This window comes from Paenibacillus foliorum (genome assembly GCF_013141765.1).
GTDB lineage: Bacteria > Bacillota > Bacilli > Paenibacillales > NBRC-103111 > Paenibacillus_S > Paenibacillus_S foliorum.
This window is the reverse complement of the sequence record NZ_WHOD01000055.1, coordinates 172,299-192,390: the sequence shown is the minus strand read 5'-3', so window position 1 is coordinate 192,390 and position 20,092 is coordinate 172,299. Positions and strand designations below refer to the sequence as shown.

General features: G+C 41.4%; 18 protein-coding genes, 1 riboswitch and 1 other annotated feature. Of the genes, 7 read left to right on the top strand and 11 right to left on the bottom strand.

Annotation, left to right across the window (positions count from 1 at the left end; genetic code table 11):
- Positions 1–125: 125 nt before the first annotated feature.
- Positions 126–1,220, bottom strand: coding sequence for an alcohol dehydrogenase catalytic domain-containing protein (locus tag GC093_RS14085; protein WP_171652508.1), 1,095 nt, complete (start codon positions 1,218–1,220; stop codon positions 126–128).
- A gap of 86 nt (positions 1,221–1,306) precedes the next feature.
- Positions 1,307–2,068 carry a DeoR/GlpR family DNA-binding transcription regulator gene (locus GC093_RS14080; protein WP_171652507.1) on the bottom strand — a complete coding sequence of 254 codons (762 nt, stop codon included), beginning with the start codon at positions 2,066–2,068 and terminating at the stop codon, positions 1,307–1,309.
- Positions 2,069–2,283: 215 nt separating this feature from the next.
- On the opposite strand from GC093_RS14080, the gene GC093_RS14075 reads away from it, so the two are divergent.
- On the top strand, positions 2,284–2,667 hold the full coding sequence (locus GC093_RS14075; RefSeq protein ID WP_171652506.1) for a DoxX family protein: 384 nt from the start codon (positions 2,284–2,286) through the stop codon (positions 2,665–2,667).
- 89 nt (positions 2,668–2,756) lie between these two features.
- Here GC093_RS14075 and GC093_RS14070 read toward each other — a convergent pair whose 3' ends face one another.
- Together GC093_RS14070 and GC093_RS14065 are read right to left on the bottom strand one after the other, a co-directional pair.
- Positions 2,757–3,173 carry a VOC family protein gene (locus GC093_RS14070; RefSeq protein WP_171652505.1) on the bottom strand — a complete coding sequence of 139 codons (417 nt, stop codon included), beginning with the start codon at positions 3,171–3,173 and terminating at the stop codon, positions 2,757–2,759.
- Between the two features lie 404 nt (positions 3,174–3,577).
- The gene (locus GC093_RS14065) at positions 3,578–4,789 is read right to left on the bottom strand and encodes a threonine synthase (RefSeq protein WP_171652504.1); all 1,212 of its coding nucleotides are present in this window, start codon (positions 4,787–4,789) and stop codon (positions 3,578–3,580) included.
- 180 nt (positions 4,790–4,969) lie between these two features.
- On the opposite strand from GC093_RS14065, the gene panD reads away from it, so the two are divergent.
- Entirely contained in the window at positions 4,970–5,383 is a 414-nt protein-coding gene (panD, locus tag GC093_RS14060) for an aspartate 1-decarboxylase (protein ID WP_171652503.1), read from the top strand.
- Between the two features lie 54 nt (positions 5,384–5,437).
- Entirely contained in the window at positions 5,438–6,181 is a 744-nt protein-coding gene (locus GC093_RS14055) for a YheC/YheD family protein (protein WP_171652502.1), read from the top strand.
- Positions 6,182–6,225: 44 nt separating this feature from the next.
- On the opposite strand, the gene GC093_RS14050 is transcribed toward GC093_RS14055, so the two are convergent.
- Positions 6,226–6,876, bottom strand: coding sequence for a phosphatase PAP2 family protein (locus GC093_RS14050; protein ID WP_246314293.1), 651 nt, complete (start codon positions 6,874–6,876; stop codon positions 6,226–6,228).
- Between the two features lie 286 nt (positions 6,877–7,162).
- Between GC093_RS14050 and GC093_RS14045 the strand changes: the two genes are divergently transcribed.
- Complete coding sequence (locus GC093_RS14045; protein WP_171652501.1) at positions 7,163–7,669, top strand: C40 family peptidase; 507 nt, start codon at positions 7,163–7,165, stop codon at positions 7,667–7,669.
- A gap of 24 nt (positions 7,670–7,693) precedes the next feature.
- Here the strand turns inward: GC093_RS14045 and GC093_RS14040 are convergent, their stop codons facing one another.
- Positions 7,694–9,307 carry a sensor histidine kinase gene (locus tag GC093_RS14040; protein ID WP_216624628.1) on the bottom strand — a complete coding sequence of 538 codons (1,614 nt, stop codon included), beginning with the start codon at positions 9,305–9,307 and terminating at the stop codon, positions 7,694–7,696.
- Positions 9,308–9,635: 328 nt separating this feature from the next.
- Here GC093_RS14040 and GC093_RS14035 point away from each other — a divergent pair, with 328 nt between their 5' ends.
- Positions 9,636–9,947: a hypothetical protein gene (locus GC093_RS14035; protein ID WP_171652499.1), complete on the top strand. Its 312-nt coding sequence runs from the start codon at positions 9,636–9,638 to the stop codon at positions 9,945–9,947.
- A 74-nt stretch (positions 9,948–10,021) separates the two neighbouring features.
- Here GC093_RS14035 and thrS read toward each other — a convergent pair whose 3' ends face one another.
- Positions 10,022–11,938, bottom strand: coding sequence for a threonine--tRNA ligase (thrS, locus tag GC093_RS14030; RefSeq protein ID WP_171652498.1), 1,917 nt, complete (start codon positions 11,936–11,938; stop codon positions 10,022–10,024).
- 315 nt (positions 11,939–12,253) lie between these two features.
- Positions 12,254–12,490: a binding site (T-box leader), on the bottom strand.
- Between the two features lie 205 nt (positions 12,491–12,695).
- Here thrS and GC093_RS14025 point away from each other — a divergent pair.
- A complete protein-coding gene (locus GC093_RS14025; protein WP_171652497.1) occupies positions 12,696–13,889 on the top strand; it encodes an oxalate decarboxylase family bicupin in 1,194 nt (397 codons plus the stop codon).
- 27 nt (positions 13,890–13,916) lie between these two features.
- Here the strand turns inward: GC093_RS14025 and GC093_RS14020 are convergent, their stop codons facing one another.
- Positions 13,917–14,894: an aldo/keto reductase gene (locus GC093_RS14020; protein WP_171652496.1), complete on the bottom strand. Its 978-nt coding sequence runs from the start codon at positions 14,892–14,894 to the stop codon at positions 13,917–13,919.
- 115 nt (positions 14,895–15,009) lie between these two features.
- On the opposite strand from GC093_RS14020, the gene GC093_RS14015 reads away from it, so the two are divergent.
- A complete protein-coding gene (locus GC093_RS14015; protein WP_171652495.1) occupies positions 15,010–15,246 on the top strand; it encodes a hypothetical protein in 237 nt (78 codons plus the stop codon).
- Between the two features lie 135 nt (positions 15,247–15,381).
- Here the strand turns inward: GC093_RS14015 and GC093_RS14010 are convergent, their stop codons facing one another.
- From GC093_RS14010 to GC093_RS14000, 3 genes are all read right to left on the bottom strand, one after another.
- Positions 15,382–15,816, bottom strand: coding sequence for a VOC family protein (locus tag GC093_RS14010; protein ID WP_312886529.1), 435 nt, complete (start codon positions 15,814–15,816; stop codon positions 15,382–15,384).
- A gap of 76 nt (positions 15,817–15,892) precedes the next feature.
- Positions 15,893–16,063, bottom strand: coding sequence for a hypothetical protein (locus tag GC093_RS14005; protein ID WP_171652494.1), 171 nt, complete (start codon positions 16,061–16,063; stop codon positions 15,893–15,895).
- A gap of 105 nt (positions 16,064–16,168) precedes the next feature.
- Positions 16,169–16,313: riboswitch (cyclic di-AMP (ydaO/yuaA leader) on the bottom strand.
- Between the two features lie 87 nt (positions 16,314–16,400).
- Complete coding sequence (locus GC093_RS14000; RefSeq protein ID WP_171652493.1) at positions 16,401–19,730, bottom strand: DEAD/DEAH box helicase; 3,330 nt, start codon at positions 19,728–19,730, stop codon at positions 16,401–16,403.
- Positions 19,731–20,092 lie beyond the last annotated feature (362 nt).

Below are 20,092 nucleotides of genomic sequence, written 5' to 3'. Positions count from 1 at the left end.
TACATATTTTTGTTGTCATACATAATGGCTTCTGACTGCGATAACATTTCCGTTCAGCTATACAATTTACGATTATTAACAATTGAATGGTTTTATGATACAATCCTTTTACGACTTGCACTGTGTCACCAGTGAAAGTCCAGGATTGTTTTTTTCCAGTCCCTGTGAGTCATGGCAGATTCCATAGCGCCAGCGAGGTCTTCTGCCGTGCTCACCACTGTGTATGTCTCGGGTAGCAATTTTCTTAATGTGTCCTGACAATCTGTGCTTTCCATAACCTTCAACACTTGTTGGAAATCCTTTGCCGAGCTGCGGCTGCTTCCATGGAGTGTAATCCCCTTCTCCAACACATCACGCGTATTGATCGGTACAAGCTCCTCACTAACTCCCATTGCAATGAGATGGCCTCCGGGTTTTAGAATATCAATTCCTTGATTAATTGCACTCTCGCTAAATCGCCCACCTGTACATTCCACCACAATGTCAACTTTCTCACTGGATAAGAAATCATAGTTCTGTACCATTTCAGTCGTTGCAAATGTGAACTGATCCAGCTTCTCTCTTATTGCACCGAAGACAATTAAGCGCTCCCTGCCAATTTTATATGCGTGATGCAGCATGGCTGCGGTCAAATATCCTACGGGGCCATCGCCAAATACTGCGACCCGAGAACGATCCAACAAATGACTTACTCCCCTTATTGCTCTGTACGAAACACTGCATAATTCTGCTAACACGGCTATCTCATCGGGTATGGATATAGGAATCGGAATTGCACACTCGTCAGGAAGCACCAATCTGCTTTGAGCTATCCCATCGGTACCGCTCCCCAAAAACTCAGAGTGATAACAATAGTTATCTTCAATCTCATTTCTGCAAGCCGGACAACAAAGCTCTGGTTCTATTCCCCTAAGACGGTAGCCAGGTAAATTCGGAACGATGAGCACTCGCTGCCCTTCGGACAGCTTAGATGAATTACTTTCGACTACGGTTCCGATTCCCTCATGTAATAAGGCCATCGGTAGTTTTCTAGCTAATACCTCTGGTTTTCTCTGACCGCTGAAGTAACGCAGATCAGCATGGCAGATACTGGCAATACTTGGCTCTACTGCAACTTCATTCTTCCGAAGTTCCCTAGTGACTTCCAACTCTTGAATTTCACTCGGCTTAATCAGGCGTAAAGTACGTGATTTTACTGTGCCGGTTCTACTTCTGTCCACTAATAAGAACACCTCCGTTAATAATTTTCAGTATCTATATGAAATTTCAAGGATGCAGGAAGCAGCCATGAAAATATCATCGCGTATTAAACAAGAATTACGTTCAAACCGGAATCCTGAAATTGATTTTTATCGAATTCGGTAATCTCCTTAGCCGTAATCAAAGTTTGAATGGCTGAATTTGGGGCAACCGTATGAAGAGACAACTTGCCGATTTTTGTGTCATCAGCTACAACAATCACTTCCTGTGCCGCATTAATCATACCCTGCTTTGCGAGCACTAGCTGTGCTTCTGGATGCATCAATCCATGTATAGGATGAATCGCAGGTGTACCAATAAAAGCTTTGGACACATGAAGAGAACGAAGCACTTGATCCGTAAACATCCCATTAAGCATAAAGCTTGAAGGATACAGATCTCCTCCAGTTACTGTAACCCTCACGCCAGGAGCATCTCTCAATTCCGCAGCTATATTAATATCATTCGTTACAACAGTAATGTTCGAATGATGTATCAAATTCTTCGCAATGTGAAGTGTAGTAGTACCAGAATCAATAATGATATGATCTCCGTTTTCCACCATACTTGCAGCCATCTTCCCTATACGCATCTTTTGTTCAAGCTGCACATTGTACCTGTCATTAAAAGAAGGCTCATTATGGGTCAATTGCTCCACTATGACTCCACCATGAGTTCTCTTTAGCAAGCCTTCTTGTTCAACCTCCGCTAAATCCCTGCGGATTGTTGCTTCGTGAACATCAAATTCCAAGGCTAGTGCTGCCACAGAAGCCACACGATGCTGTCTTACATATTCTACGATTCTCATTTTTCTTTCAGCAGCTAACATGGTTACGCTCCCTCTCAAAGAAACACGGTTTTGCACTTAAATGTTCATTATTGTTTATATTTGCTCTTTTAAATTATCACTGGTAAACATTTCTGTCAATGCCATTTATTAATTTTAGAAAAGCAATTCAGAAGAAATCCCAACATCTGTTATATGCTAGTATAGATCTATGATAATTTGAAATAGAATCATAAACAAATGATAGGAGATCAGACATGAAAACCAGTAGAATGAAAACTATCGCATACTGGGTAACCACCCTATTGGGCCCTGCGAGTTTTGTCATCGGCGGTTTCCTCTTCTTCACCCACGGGGAGCAGCAGGTAGAAGTAATGACTCACCTCGGCTATCCGACTTACCTCCTCACTATTCTAGGTTTGTGGAAGCTTCTTGGGGTGATAGCCATTGTCATACCGCGCTTTCCGCGCATAAAGGAGTGGGCCTATGCGGGATTTTTCTTTGAACTCACCGGCGCAGCTGCATCACACGCTTTCTCGGGAGATAGTCTAGCTCTAATCGCCCAGCCGGTTGTATTCCTTGCTTTGGTCATCGCATCGTGGGCCTTGCGTCCGCCCAGCCGCAAGCTATCGAGCGATTGAATTTTAGTTTCAGCAAACGTTCTCATAGTTCAATAACCAAATAAAACCATCGCAAATTATGCGATGGTTTTATTTGGTTAACGTGGAGATTAATTTTGATTAACTGCACTTTCATCCATATAAATGATTTCCCAGAGATGACCGTCAATATCTTGAAAACTCCATGAATACATAAATCCATGGTCCATAGGTTCATTGGAAGGCGTCCCTCCAGCTGCTAGAGCTTTGTTTACAATCTCATCAACTTTTTCCCTGCTTTCAGCAGATAAAGCTACAATAGCTTCTGTGCTTTTTGTTGCATCAACAATCTCTTTCTTGGTAAAAGTTTTAAAAAATTCTTCAACTAGCAACATGACAAATATATGTTCACTGATTACCATACATGTTGCATTTTCATCGGTAAATTGAGCGTTGAATTCAAATCCTATTTTTGTAAAAAAGTCGATCGTATTGTTCAGATCTTTAACCGGTAAATTAACAAAAATTTTATCAGCACGAACAGCCATTATAGTACACCCCATCTTTTAATAGTTAACTTCTACACCTCCTATAATAGCATACAACATGGGCTATAATTTCTTCTCGATTGCTGTTTTGGTTAAGCTCGGCAAATGATTTAAGTGAGCTAATCATCAACTAATGTCGACTGCACCTGTTCTTTTTCGGAACAATTGAAACAAATTATTGATTTATCTTCTAAGACTATACCGTTAAGAAATCCATCATCGCACATAATTGATTTGTTACATTGTTTACAATAACCAACAAGTTCCTGCAATTGCTCTACCTCCGAGGTTAATCTGCTAACCTATGTTTATCTTTAACTTGTAAGCGAGCTACATACCAACCTAGCGCCGGGTTCTAACTTACTTTATATCGATATTAAAAATTTGTACATATCAACACATCTTTAGGATGGTTTAAGGGTTACCCAGTCCTGATACGATTTCACAATAGGCAATTTGCTTTGGCTGCTGCCGTGCACATATTTCATCGCATGGGAAGTATTAAATAAAACAACCTCATCTTGTCGACTAATCCACCCTTGATCGAGCAAACGAATTAACCCTGCCCATGTGGCCGCTCCCTCTGGTGATGAAGATATCCCTTGTTTGCCCAAAATTAACTGTGCTTGCCGTATTTCTTCCTGAGAAACAGCCAAAGCGGTGCCGCTTGATTGACGTATAATCGAAACAAGGAGTTGTCCATCGGGTGGCTGAGGCACTCTCATACCCGTCGGACTTGAACTCACTTCTTCGCTTTGGGGAGAAAATAGATCATTATTCCTAAGTGCATCGACTAACGGCTGGCAGCCTGTCTCTTGTATGCTGACTATGCGGGGAAGATCTCCTTGAATAAAACCTAATTGCTTCAACTCCTGAAAGGCCTTCCACACACCGATAACTCCAGATCCGCCCCCAGTAGGGTAAATAATGACATCAGGCAGCTTCCAATGTAACTGCTCCGCTATTTCCAGTCCCATAGTCTTCTTTCCTTCAGCTCTCCCCGGCTCTTTCAAGGTACCTACATTATACCAATTTTGTTCTTGCTCTCCTTCTCTAATCAATTTACCGGCATCCTGAATTAATCCATCAATTAAGCATGTATGGGCTCCATAATGAATGCATTCCTCTATAATCAGACTTGGACAATCCTTGGGGAGAAAAACATACGCTTCCATTCCAGCGTAGCCCGCATATGCGGCTAATGCTGAGGCTGCATTACCATTAGAGTTGACTGCTACCTTGCGGATTCCATATTCATTGGCAATCGAGAGAGCGACTGAAAATCCCCTAGCCTTAAAGCTACCCGTCGGATTCTGTTCTTCCCGCTTCACCCAAAGCCTTTTAAGAGGAAACGCTTGTTCAGCTCTTGTTAGAGAAATTAGGGGGGTAAAGCCTTCTCCCATAGACACAATATGTTCTTTGCTTTGCACAGGCAATAGCTCGGCATATCGCCACAACGATGTTGCGCGATCTCTTAAGTTTTCCTTAATTAAGGTATGTTTAACAAGCTCCAAATCATATTCCACCTGCAAAGTCCCTCCGCATGGGCATGATCCTGATTTTATGTTAAAAGGAGTTGGTTTGCCACATTTTCTGCACCCTAACCAAAATCTCATGAGCTGTACGCCCTCCTGTCGTCAGGTTTCTTTTACAGCATATGAGGTTTTACTTATCCCGATAGGGGCATCTATAGGAAGCCTTTGTTAATTTACACGAATGCCCAAACATTATTAATTTTTACTCATAAGGTGAAAGAGAGTCTTTATTTCAAATCAAGAAAAGAGGGATGATCCCCCATGCAAAGATTGATGTGTAAAGGCAAAATTCACAGAGGAACAGTAACTGAAGCGAACTTGGAGTATGTGGGTAGTATTACAATAGACTCGCTCCTTTTGGAAGCAGCTAATATTCACCCCTATGAAATGGTTCAAGTCACGAGCTTGCGTAACGCAACCCGTTGGAAGACTTATGCACTACCAGGACAACAAGGCTCCGGGAAAATATGCTTAAATGGCCCGCCTGCTCATTTATTTCAACCTGGAGATTTGGTTATTATTCTGAGTCTCGGGTTATTCAACGAAGCAGAGTTGAAAACTCTGGCTCCAAAAGTCGTTTTTGTGGATAAGGATAATCAGATTACTAGCTGCGAAGAGCATCCTCTGTTTAATGAAGCCAGTGAGTTGAATTGGCATGACTTACAGCCGCGGTGAAGGTACATGAATCCACGTATATCACGAATTCGACGCAAAGGGGAATAATGAATAATGGCTTACAATTTAGACAAATGGACGAAACATAAAATCATGAGCGGCTCCTCTGAGCTTGTGTCTGCTCTTCCTGTCACACGTATATTGGGTTATAAATCATTTGCTGCTCTTTTAGAAAAGTATAGGAAGATAATTGTCAAACCATCTGGCGCTTATGGGGGATTAGGAGTTATCCAAGTTTCTTCAATAGGAGATGGACAATATGAAGTGCATTACGGGCAAAACAAAAAAAAGATCACCGGAATCCAGTCAACCTACAGCTTCGTTCGAAGTAAATATAAACCTACATTGAAAGTAGTTCAACAAAAGATCGCTTTGGCTCAGGTAAAAGGAAAGCCGTTTGACGTTCGAGTGATGGTGCAAAGAACGAACAAGTCAAACTGGACTGTCACGGGTAAGTTGGCAAAAATTGCTGGAGCTGGTTTCATTATTACCAATACGGCCCGCAGTAAAGGCAAGGTCGTTCCCATTGCGTCAGCCATCCGGAATTCAACTATTTCTGGCATCTCTGAAGAAATAGTACTACGCGGAATAGACCGAATTGCTCTAAAAGCGGTAAAACAGCTGCATTCCTCATATCGATGGATCCGTATCGTTGGTATGGATATTGGTTTGGACAGCCATGGTAAAGTATGGATTATTGAAGCGAACTTCGAACCGTCCAAATCACTTTTCTTAAAATTAAAAGACAAGTCGACATACAGGAAAATTATGGATTTTGCCAGAAAGCGTGTAAAATAAGAACAACTAGGCCGAAGCTCCATGCTAATCTAGGCTCTTCGGCTTTATTCTTTACTAGGTTGTTTTGACTGCCCAAATCTTTGAAAAAACCAGATAGAAATCGCTAACCAAAAGCCGCTTGCTAAATATCCACCTACCACATCACTAGGATAATGAACTCCCAGATAGATCCTACTTATCCCGATCGCAACAATCATCAAACTACTTATAATAATAAGAACTACTCTATTTATCGCAGGAGAGGTGTGACGCCATAGTAAAAAAGCTGTCACGCCATATAAAGTAAAAGCTCCCATAGAATGACCGCTGGGAAAGCTATACCCTGCTTCCTCTACAATTTGATGAATGGTTGGACGAGCCCGCTGAAATACAGTTTTAAGAGCTTTATTCAGTAAGCCGGAGCCAATGTTAACCCCAATGAATAAAACAAGCTCCCTCCGATGCCCTAAACCTTTATATAAATAAACAGCAATAATTATAACAAGAATCGCAACCACATTACCTGAACCAATGAATGAAAAGAACTTCATTATGTTCGTCAACAATGGCGCTTCTAAATTTTGAACAAATTGGATGATGGATCGATCAAAATTATCGATTGTAGTTTTTTGAATAAACATGGCCATAATGCCAAAGCCTATTGCGCAAATTAAGCTAATAATGAAAGCCAGTACTAATTGCAGCTTAAGATTCAACCAGAAGTCCTCCCTTGCTCCTATCGTTTATAAATGAGAATAATTTCTTTATTAGTATGCCTCTTTTTCCATAAAATCATGATAGCCTTATGGTATGAGCACGACTTTATAGCTCTTCCATGTCAAGGCTATTTACATTAGATATTTCTAATGAATTTCTAATAACAGCTGCTTAGGTCAACCGGTGTAAAGGTTTTATCCCAACCAGGTAAATCGTGGATGTTTTTCTTATGGTATGGTGTTATTAGGCAAACGCCTAAACCAGACAAACCCATAGGAGGAAGCTATGAACAACACGAAGAAAAACCATTTTGGTAAAACACTAGTGGGAATCACTCTCAGCCTATCGGTTGCTTTTTCGGGAAGTATGCTGGTAGCACCTCAATCTGCTCACGCAGCTACCGTATCCGGTACCTCTGTAGCAAACAAGGTAATTGCAACAGGAAAACATTTTCTTGGAGTCCGTTATCAATTTGGAGCTTCATCAGGAAAAACGAATGCTTTTGATTGCTCATCATTCACCCAATACGTTTTTAAGCAAAATGGAATTAGCCTTCCACGCTCGTCCAGACAGCAAGCCAAAGTCGGCACTGCTGTATCTAAAAGTAAACTGCAACCTGGCGATTTAGTTTTCTCAGACACAAACCATGATGGAGTCATTAACCATGTAGGTATTTATATGGGCAATGGAAAAGTTCTTCATACCTATAAAGTCGGAGTTGGAGTTACGATTTCCAATTTTTCTGGCAGCGCTTGGGATCGGACTTTCGTCACAGCTCGCCGCGTCATTTAACACGGCAGGGACAATACCCTATGATCAAAACAAGGAGAGGGTAATCACAAATTCAGTGATGCCCTTACTGCTTTTCACTTGAATCGTGCCTTTATAGCGAATAATAAGCTGCTTCACTATATGGAGCCCTAATCCGCTATTCCTACCGTTAGTTTTACTAGAGAACCCGGATTCAAAAATATGTTCAAGCCATTTCTCTGGAATAGTCGGACCTGTATTTCTTATTGTGAAACGAAATTGGTTGTTGACTACATCACCTATAACTTTGACATTGCGATCCTCTGCCTTGAGCTCCATCGTAGCATCGAAAGCATTATCTATTAAATTACTAAGAATTTTCACGACATCTGTAGCTTTAATCGGACTTAGCTTTAATTGATCCATATGTTTAAATTCATATTCACACAGAATGTGCAGAGATTCAGCTTGTGTTAATTTGGCCTGCATTAAGGCAATAAGAGCTGGGTCATTAATATTTATTAAATCATTAATTATCCGTATTTCTCCCACAAGAGAATTCGTATATTTTTGTAAGTCATCATAACGTTTGAGAGTTAGAAAGGCATGAATGGTTTGAATATGATTGATAAAATCATGCCTTTGCTCTCTAACGGATTGAAACAACATCTCTATATTTCCAACATAGGCATCTTGAACATTCAGAAGAGCAAGCTTCTTATTTCGTTTGAAAATCCATAAAATAGAACCCATAATTGCTAGAGCCACCAATGTACAGACGCCCATAAACCATACCGTATTCATTAATTGCTTATTAAGAAGCTTATTAATTTCAGTATAGTCTGATGTGATTTGGATTAAGGGTACACTGCCAGAGGGGTTATATTTCAAATAATCCGTTGGAATAGGAGCAAAGCTTTTCATTACAGATTTCCCATTAACCTCAGCTATATAGAAAACCATTTCATCGTTCACCATAGACAACGAAGCATATTCTTTCTCACGAGGGTCACGTAATTGATAAGATCCAAAAAACACTTCTCTTTCTGAGAACCAGCTGCTCGGAGTCGGATTATTGCCTGGGAGAACGCGACCAAGAAATGTATTAGAGTTTAAGATGGACACTTCTAGAATCGTAGGGCTATTGCCCTTCATCAATCTTTGAATAGCTTCTTCTATTCTTGTTATTTCTTGATAGTCTTGAAAATTCTTTTTATGTAAAAAGGGATTAATTATATAATTGGTAGTACCATCGTAATAGTACCCCCACTTATTAATTTCACTCTGGTTTGTAGTTGAAGTATCGATAGGACAGCTCCAATAATTTGGCAAGGTTTGACCCATGCCCACATTAACTTCCTGCAGCTTGAACAATTGGTGAAAAGCAACATATATCGTATCCCAGCCTTTGGAGCTTACGTTGATCTCTTTGGGATCCGATGATCTTACTCCGATAATATCGTCATTGGTTTTAGCAAAAAGCGTAATCTCATCGACCCCAAGCTCCTTGGCTAATTTCTTAAGTTCATTATTATCGATGTTATTGTAATCAGGATCTAACTTATTTTTTGCTGCAATCGCTACAGTCCGAAGATTCAGCCCAATTAACTCCTCGAAAACTTTTTCACGATCTACAGTCTGTTCAATGTTCGAGTTAATACTGTTGTATAGAAGGTTCATGACTCCCTTCTGATTGTCTATGAGCAGTTCTTTATAATGCATATAATAGGATGTATTCAATAAAATTAATATGATTATAAACAATAGAGATGTTTTTAGAGGTATATGTTTTAATAAACCCACAGTATCACCTTCGCTTCATTCTCATTCTTACCTTCATTATAACAAGGAAATAAAATAATTGTAATATTTTGTCGAAAATAAGCGCGTTATACTAAGAAATTATTAAGTGCGAAAGACCTAATTCGGCTAATTATCAGACTTATTATGCAAAATACTGTTATAATATAGCCTAGTAAAATCACCAAATTAAATACGGAGGTTTAGAATGAATGCGAAGGTTGAACAGACGTTTATCACCACTTTAAGAAACTGGAAGTCTATGTCGGGAGCGGATAATGCTGATGCGGAGGAAGCTGCAAATGCATTTGAGGCCTCATTTTATATATTCATTGATGCTGTCCGTGAGTGGTTTCATGAGTTAGATCCACAGCCACAAACACTGGAGATCTTTTTAGAATTACCCCTGATCAAAGATATTATCGACAGGCTTCCAGGGCCATTGTATCTGAATTTCGAGACCGAAGCAGAGCTGATCCTTGAAAATAAGCATAGAATCGATGACGAAAAGTATGACTAATAGGTTCGCTGTCGGGTTATAAAAGAGAAGCTCCCAAACTCCTTGGTTTGGGAGCTTCTCTGCTTATCAGCGTCTTAATGCGATTTGTCTCGAACTTCACGGGCGATTTGCTCCGTTATCTGAGATAAGCTTTTCGAACCAAGATCACCTTCTCCCCGCTTACGGACAGCTACCTCGTTTGCATTTTTTTCATTCTCGCCTACCACAAGCATGTAAGGTACTTTTTTAAGCTGTGCCTCGCGAATTTTGTAGCCAAGCTTCTCGTTTCTTACGTCTAACTCCACACGGATTCCTGCATCCTCTAATGATTTTTTGACTTGAAGCGCGTAGTCGATATAGTGATCAGATACCGGTACAATTTTCGCTTGCACCGGTGCAAGCCAGATCGGGAAAGCTCCACTGTAATGCTCAGTTAAAATACCTATAAAACGGTCTATTGACCCATAGGCCGCACGATGAATGACGACAGGACGGTGCTTCTGGTTATCTTCTCCAATGTAAGAAAGGTCAAACTTTTCAGGCATTTGAAAATCAAGCTGGATCGTAGCACACTGCCAACTGCGTTTGAGTGCATCAAGTATATGGAAATCGATTTTCGGTCCGTAAAAGGCCCCATCTCCTTCATTGATGCGATATTCAATCCCCCGGTTATCCAGCACACTCTGAAGTGCCGCTTCTGCTTGATCCCAAAGCTCTTCAGAGCCCATCGAATCTTCGGGGCGTGTAGACAGCTCGATTTTATAATCAAACCCAAAAACACGGTAAATCTGATCAATAAAAGCAATTACACGACCGATCTCTTCTTCAATCTGATCAGGTCTTGCAAATATATGAGCATCGTCCTGACAGAAGGTACGTACGCGCATCATCCCGTTTAAAGCACCCGAAAATTCATGACGGTGCACTTGGCCAAATTCGGCTATCCGAATGGGAAGCTCACGATAGGAGTGGAGTGTATTTTTGAAAATAAGCATATGCCCGGGACAATTCATTGGTTTAAGAGCATACTTGATATCATCCACTTCAGTAAAGTACATATTTTCATGATAATGATCCCAATGTCCGGACTGTTCCCATACCCTCTGGTTCATCATAAGTGGTGTGCGTACTTCTTGGTAGCCTTGCTTAACCTGTATTTCGCGAGAAAAGTTCTCTAGCTCTGTACGTATTGACATCCCTTTGGGCAGGTAGAACGGCATTCCAGGAGCTTCTTCTGAAAACATAAACAACCCAAGCTCTTTACCCAGTTTACGATGATCACGTTTCTTGGCTTCCTCAATTAATAATAAATGTTCGTCAAGCTGAGCCTTCTTAGGGAAGGAAGTTCCGTAGATACGCTGCAGCATTGGATTATTTGAATTACCGCGCCAATACGCACCAGCTACATTCAAAAGCTTGAAGGCCTTGATTCTACCTGTTGATGGAAGATGTGGCCCACGACATAGATCGAAGAACTCTCCCTGATCATATATCGTAATTACTGCATTCTCCGGCAGATCATGGATTAGCTCCAGCTTAAGTGTGTCACCCAGCTGCTCAAATGTCTTGATGGCCTCTTCACGGCTTACCACACGTCGTTCAATGGGACTGTTCTCTTGAACAATCCTTTCCATTTCTATTTCAATTGCAGCTAAGTCCTCAGTTGATAAAGGCTTTTCAATATCGATATCGTAGTAAAATCCATCTTCAATGACAGGGCCTATACCGAGTTTGACGGCTCTCTGCCCATAAATGCGCTTAATTGCCTGTGCCATCAAATGCGCTGTACTATGACGATAAATTTCAAGCCCCTCTTTACTTTCAAGAGTTACAATTTCAACTTCACAATTCTCCTCAATTCTCCGGCTTAGATCGACCATTTGGCCATTGATTTTCCCAGCGACCGCGTTTTTCTTCAATCCAGTACTAATGGATTCCGCCACCTGTTCAATAGTCGTACCTGAATCATAACTCCGTATAGATCCGTCAGGCAGCTTCACTTTAATTTCCATGTCCATTCCTCCATAATTTTATTTTTTGCAAACACAAAAAGCACAGTTCCTCCCAAGGGACGAATGTGCTCGTGGTTCCACCCTAATTATGACCCCCTAAATGCTGGGTCCTCATTAATTTCTGTAACGGGAAATCCCGGCGAAGTTTACTCTCATAACGATTTCAATATCGCAGCTGCAAGGGGGTAAATGCCTAACGATCTCTGAAGGGGCTTTCAGCCGGTGACCCCTCTCTCTGTGCGAAACCTATTTGGATTCATGTCCTTGGTTATAGCTTTTTAAAGTATGAATAGACGCAAAAAACACACTAGTCCGAAAAGGGACGAGTGCGCTCGTGGTTCCACCCTGATTATAACCTGCTATTTAAAAAATAACAGATCCTCATTAGTTTTCTGTAACGGGAATGCCCGGCGAAATTTACTCTCATGACGATTTCAATATCGCAGCTACAAGGGGGTAAATGTCTTACAATTTCCGAAGGGGTTTTCAGCCGGTGGCCCCTCTCTCTGTACGGTATCTATAAGTATTCATGTCCTTGATTTGAGCCTTTATTTGTAGATCATAATAACTAATTGAACCATACTTGTCAAGACATGATATGGCCAAGTGGATTATTCGTGAGCCTGTTTTTTTAACCTCTTGATATCTTTTCGTTAACCCTTGTCTAAATTCGAAGCATACCCGTTAAAAAAAAGGCATAAAATTCTTGAATGAGTAAAATCCCCTATTAATTTAAAATAGTGAAAGGAGTTTTCGGATGGAAAATCCTAAGCAGAATCAAATCAATGAATCAGGCGTGCCGCAACCCATAAGAAGCGATGGGACAGGTGCAACCGATTACGGACCTCGCGACGTTATGAGGGATATAGAGAACCCTGATATGCTGGTGCCACCTGTCACGGATGCAGGATTAATCCCGAATCTTAAATTCTCATTCTCGGACAGTCACATGCAGCTTAATCACGGGGGTTGGTCTCGGGAGATCACATCGCGGGAGCTGCCGATCGCAACCACACTTGCAGGCGTAAATATGCGCTTAACACCTGGAGGTGTACGTGAGCTTCATTGGCATCAGCAAGCAGAATGGTCTTATATGTTATTAGGACACGCCCGCATTACTTCTGTAGATCAGAATGGACGAAATTTCATTGCTGATGTAGGACCTGGCGACTTGTGGTATTTTCCCCCTGGACTTCCACATTCCATACAAGGCTTGGAGGATGGCTGCGAATTTTTGCTTGTATTCGATGATGGAAGCTTCTCTGATCTTAATACCTTATCTATATCTGATTGGTTTGCACATACGCCCAAGGATGTGCTTTCAGCTAATTTCGGTGTACCTACGAGTGCCTTTGAGCATATTCCATCCGAGCAGGTTTATATATATCAGGATACAGTGCCTGGTCCACTAGAAAGTCAATTCGTCGAATCTCCATATGGCACGATTCCCCAGAGCTTTAAGTATCAGCTGCTGGCACAGAGCCCCCTTAAAACCCCTGGTGGAAGCGTGCGGATAGTGGATTCCTCCAACTTCCCCATTTCTAAAACTATCGCAGCAGCTCTCGTTGAAATCGAACCTGGTGGTATGAGAGAACTGCATTGGCACCCTAATAACGATGAATGGCAATATTACCTCACCGGCCAAGGCCGTATGACGGTTTTTGCCGGCAATGGCGTAGCAAGGACTTTCGATTACAGAGCCGGAGATGTTGGCTACGTACCCTTCGCATTTGGACACTATATTCAAAATACTGGCAAGCAATCTCTGTGGTTCCTTGAAATGTTCAAAAGTGACCGATTCGTTGATGTATCACTCAATCAGTGGATGGCTCTAACGCCTTCTGCTCTGGTTCAAGACAATCTTCATGTTGGCCCTGAACTTATAAATGCGCTGCGCAAGGAAAAATGGCCTGTAGTCAAATACCCTGGGTTTTCCTACTACCCCAAATAATATTACTTTGTATGATGACTTTTGGTGCTACAAACTAAATGCCTGCTCTAGCTTAAGTACTAGCTCCTCAGACAATTTCCAACCCGTTGCTCCCGCATTTTCTATAATTTGTTCCGGCCGCGTTGCACCAATGATGGCTGAAGAAACAGCAGGTCGGTTAATTAGCCAATTCAAGCTAACCTGGGATGGTGTTTTTCCAAGCTCTTGAGCTACGTTTCTTAGAACCGAGAGCGCATGTTGAACCCGTTCAACTTGTGATTTCATTCGGATTGCTCTTTCAAGCGTTAATGGATTATTATCACCGACACGGCTATCCGATGGTATTCCTTGATCGTATTTCCCAGTTAATATGCCACCTTCCAAAGGACTGTAAATAATCATTCCGATCCCTTGATCCACGCATAGTGGTTGAAGCTCTTTCTCCACCTCACGGCTAATTAAATTATATTTAGGTTGAGCGGAGCTGAAGCTGACTAGGTTTTTTACATCACTAATCCATAAAGATTTGGTGAGCAGCCAAGCAGGGAAATTAGAGCTGCCAATATATCTAACCTTCCCCTGACGAATAAGATCATCAAAGGCACGAAGAGTTTCCTCTAAAGGAGTTTCCCAGTCAACATCATGCGCTTGCAGTAAATCGATATAGTCCGTATCAAGACGCCTTAAAATATTATCAACCTCTTGCATAATATGTATACGGGATAAGCCCTCGTCATTAGGGCGGTTACCTACTCTTTTCATCAATTTTGTAGCGACCACAAAATCAGAACGTCTGCCTTTCATCGCGCGTCCTTGAATCTCTTCAGCCTCTCCGCCTGTATACCGGTTAGCATTATCGATTAGATTGATACCTATATCATAGGCTTGGTGAATGAGTCGAATCGAATCCTCAGGTGAAACTCTACCCGGAATACCAAAAGCAGGGTTCGAACTGCCGAAATTCCAGCAGCCTAAGCTAATTTTCGAAATTTTCAAACCACTTTTACCCAATTTACCGTATTCCATCCTTACCCTCTCCATTCACAATAAAAATTTAGTTGGTTTTATTCGTTGAAAGTGTATACCTGTAAGATATTTTACAAATCCTTTCAAAGAGGACTTATTAGAAAGGTGTGATGACATGGCAAAACAAGATGCATCTAATCAAGATCAAGTTCAGCAGCAAATTCAGCAGGCCGCACAAGAAGCACAGCAGCTTGCTGAACAAACCGACAAAATAGCCCAACAAGTCAACGAGCAACAATTACAGCAAATCCAACAACAAGTAGATGAAAGCTCTCAACAGCTCCAAGAGCTTCAGCAAACTTTGCAAGACTCAGAAAATTCAGGAGATCAGCAGCAGCAGCAACAACAATAATCAAGCATAGATTGAAAGACCAGTCTTATGATTGGTCTTTTCGTCTATAGAATTAATCTAGACAGAAGGAATAACAATGTTGAAAATATAGTTATTTTATAGTAATTCAATTGTAATCTTCCCTTTGTATTAGTTCTAGCACTTGCAAATCATTAACATATTCCCATCGGGATCTTTAAAATTAAACCAATGTCCATGCTCAATATCACTAATCATTTCAACCCCTTGATCCTTCATGAAATTAAACGATTCTTGTATATTATCCGTATTAAAATGAAACATTGGTGTTCTAAAATACGAATCCTTCGTATAGATTTTGCTGTCTAATACAAGATTCAGCCCGTTATTATCCATTGGGATACAACAAAGATGACCCGCAATGATATCAAAGTTGGGTTCAAGACCAAGTATTAAGCAATACCAATTTTTTGCTTTTTCGATGTCACATACAGGTATAAAAATAGCTCCAACTTTACTCATTATACGCTGTGGCTCCAACATCATCCCTCCCAATATGCCATTATGTGTAAAATTCGCTCTAGAATCTAGCTTTTCCTCTTTTTTTCTCAACAAAAAAGGGACTAACTGTAATGAAACAGTTGTCCCTAACACTTGTTTGTATCAAGTTGCGTTGATTTAGTAATAATTAATCAGGCACTATGAAGTAGTTTTTACCAAATAAATCGACTACCTCTTCAGACTTTAATTTATTGCCACCATTCCGATGAGCCAGATACTGAATGAATTCATAAGCTGTTCTTTGATCAAGTTCGTTTAATCCATCCAACAAGTTAAATATTTTTTCTTTGCTGACCATAAATAAATCCTCCTCTCAAATTAAAAAAAGTAGAGATGGAAAGATTTTTTTGCTCCATATAACACAGTAAACACAAGGCTAGACCTTGTGCTTAAAAAGCAAATCTATCCTTCCCACTTCCGCTTACGAGGTTAGCTGTCGGATTTGGGCGGTGAGAATTCGCCCTACAACGTAGAAGATATACGTTGATTCACCCCAATAGATTTGGTTCCCCCGTTTTTCTAAAAAGAAAACTCAGCGTGCTAAAGTGATATTAAGTTGTACTATATTCTAACCCCTAAACATCCTTCTTGTAAAGTCCATTTTTTACCAATAAAGAGCTTGACAGACGTATTTACTAAATCATTAAGATCTCTCGGATCTCATGCTCTGTTAGAGCAGATAATGCCTCTTGTCCCGGCTGAATCACTTCATCGATCAGGTTTTTCTTTTTCTGCTGGAGCTCGTACATTTTGTCCTCAACGGTGCCTTGAGATACCAGTCGAATTACTTGCACTACGTTCTTCTGCCCTATTCGGTGTGCACGATCGGCTGCCTGCTGCTCTACTGCTGGGTTCCACCATAGGTCATACAAGATAACCGTATCCGCACCGGTTAGGTTCAATCCGGTACCGCCGGCCTTAAGTGAGATGAGGAATAATTCGCGCTCACCTTCATTAAATCTATTGCACAGCTCAACACGCTCAGAAGTTGGGGTTTTACCATCCAAGTAAAAGTGAGGCACCCCTTGATAGCCGAGCTCCCGTCCAATCAGTCCTAACATCTCAGTGAATTGTGAGAATATCAGCATCCGCTTACCTGCACTCCGGCATTCCTCTACAATTTCCAATAGCTGCTCGAATTTAGCCGAGCTTCCTGCATAGTCTTCAACGAACAACGCTGGATGGCAGCACAGCTGGCGAAGTCGGGTCAAGCCGGCTAATATTTTGATCCGGTTTTTCTGAAAGCTTTCTTCGTTCAGATGCTTCAAAGTTTCCTTCTGTAGTTTGGCCAAGTAGGCCAAATACAGCTTCTTCTGATCAGGCAGCAGCTCAGAGGCTTGCAGCGACTCGATCTTATCCGGCAGCTCCTTCAACACTTCAGTCTTCAATCGACGCAGCAGAAACGGACGTATACGCTTCGCAACGATTTCGCGAGACAGCTCATTGAATTCCTTTCTCCTTGGAAACAACTCTGGAAAGACCGCATCGAAGATGGACCATAATTCCTCCAGCCTATTTTCTACAGGAGTCCCTGTGAGGGCAAATCGATACTGTGCCTGTAGCTCTTTCACCGCATGTGCGGTCTGAGTAGCATGGTTCTTAAATACCTGTGCCTCATCCAAGATAAGCGTATGGAACGATTGATTGACATACAGATCGATATCCCTGCGTAATAACGGATAAGAAGTGATAACGACGTCAACCTGGGATAGGTTCTTCAGAACTCCGCTGCGCTCCGTTCTGCTGCCGTCGGCGATGACAGACCGAATCTCTGGTGCGAATTTCTTTAGCTCGTTCCTCCAGTTATAAACAAGAGAAGCGGGAGAAACAATTATCGCAGGCTGTTCCCGATTTCTAATCTCGGGAAGCACTGAGACGATAAAAGCGATGCTTTGCAGTGTCTTCCCAAGGCCCATATCATCTGCCAGAATACCGCCAAAATGGTAATGCGCCAGTGTCTTCATCCATTGGAAGCCATACTTCTGATAGTCCCGTAAAACAGAAGTCAGACTTTCGGGAACGACGAAATCCAGATTGTCGGGGTTACGCATATTTTCCAAGAGCCTTCGGTATGATTTTCCTAATTTAACCGCATTGCCTTGTCTTTGAGAATCTAACAGATGTAGGCCGCGGATTACCGGAAGATGGAATATCGTTCCTTTAATATCGTCCTTGCTAATGCCCATTTCATTCATGAAGCTGATAATTTCTTGAAACTCCGTACTTTCCAGCGGTAATAACGCCCCGTTAGGCATCCGATGATAATTGCGCTTCTCCTCAAGCGATTTCAATAAATTGCGAATTTCCGATTCTGGAATCCCCTCCATATCGAACTGGCATTCCAACCAATCGGTTCGTTCATCCACATCAACAGATATCTTCGGTGGAGTATTTCCCGTATAAAGCCTTGCTTTAACGGCAGAGGTGGCGTATACCTTCAGAAGCTTCTCTAGCTGAGGAACGATATGATAGAGGAAATCGTATTCCGCTTCCTCGTCTTCCATGAAGTATCCGCCTTCTGTTTTGGCAAAGAGGCTTTGCTCCATGAGGTCCATGATTTGTCTCTCCTGCTCACCATCCCGCATGAGGATGCGATCATTGCCCCGCTTTTGACTGGTTCCTTCTAAAGGATTAATTACAATATCACCATATTGAAACTCTAATCCAGCAAGCAATCGATCCCTTACCCTATCTAAATACAGCATCGCCTTTAAAGGTGTATGCTCAATTCGTTCAGAGACAGATTGAGCAATGCTCACACTACCCAGCTTCATCAGGCCAGGGACTACCTTTTCCATAAAAGGCTCCATTTGTTCCTGCGGTATCTGAATTAGATGCTTGCGGGAAGATTCAAGCATTTGCTTAAGCTCCGTTAAACGTTTGCATTGATCAGGCTGAAGCTTCAACAACTTCCCTTCAAAAAGAGCTATCCCATAAGCTTCCATTACAATAATCTGTTCCAAGCCCTGAATGTCCAATTGATAGCCATCGGAATGTGCGGCTTGGTCAAACTTAAAGAAGAGAGGGATCGACTCATCGGATAGATGGATTCCATCGAAGGAACGGTCTCCCTGCATTAGCTGCACCGACGGAGCCTTGATAAGCAAAGGAAGTAGAGCTTCCCAAGAAACGGCTGGAATTAGAAGCATTCGATCGCCGCTCAGACTGTTACTGTTAATGGAATAATGGCTCGAGGTTTCGCGATACATCTGTTCATTATTATAAATTTGGGATAATTGCCGAATTACTGCATCATTTTCCTTTTGAAAACTGTGGAGCTCTGGATCATAAGTGAAATTTTTGGAAAACACATAGGATTCTCTATGTTCGATTCGATCGAGAAACTCTCTTATTTTCTGTACAATATAGAGTCGCTTCTGGCCGACCTTCATTTCAATGCCGAACAGGTACTTCCTATATCCGTAGGGAAATGTTCTACAGATGAACTCCACTTCAAGAGGAGTTCTAGCATCGAATAGAGCTCGGGTGCTGCTTGTACGATGCGGCTTGTGATCAAACAGCTCTAGCATTCCGTTGGTTAGTTGAACATCCCCTGCCGAATCAGAAGCTCGTCCGGCTCTGGAAACAAACCGGGGTTCAACATGCCCGGATCGATTGGGGTACTCGTCTTCTGGCTGCAGCAGTGAAGCATATGAACGAACCGGCATTTCCCCTTCCTGCTGTATATCATGGATATTCAGTAAGACAGCGGCGATATGTTTACAATACTTGTCACTTGAAAAAAATGCAGGACAAGTACATTCCGCATCCACATCACCGTTTCGATCAATTTCCGTTGTAATGTGATAGCTGCTGCCCCCTTTGATTACGGCTTCATAGAGTGAGGGATTAGGGTCACTATTTATAAAAGTTACTTTTTTAGCGTGATAATAAGCTTCTCCTTGTTCATAAGAACTCGGACCACATAACAACTTAATGACCCGCTTGGTCAACTGAAAGCTCATTGCCTTTATATCCTTCCTTTGATTCCATCCATTGTATATACCGGATTAGTTTTATTTCCTATGATAACAGAATTAATAATAAATAAAAGAAACGAACTTGAACACAAAACAATTTATAATGAAGCTCCATAAAGAAAATGTATCAGGGTATGAATATTCATCACCATCTATTCATACCTTTTATGGTAATGACAACCATGCTGGTATTTCCAATGCTTTTGTTTCATAAATAACCTTCATGGTTAATAATTACCAGCTAGATAATTTACCATAATTTGAAAGTACATAACAATAAAATAATAAGGATGTGGTATTAAATGAATTTATTAAAAACGAAATTTTCTGCACTAATGGTATGTTCA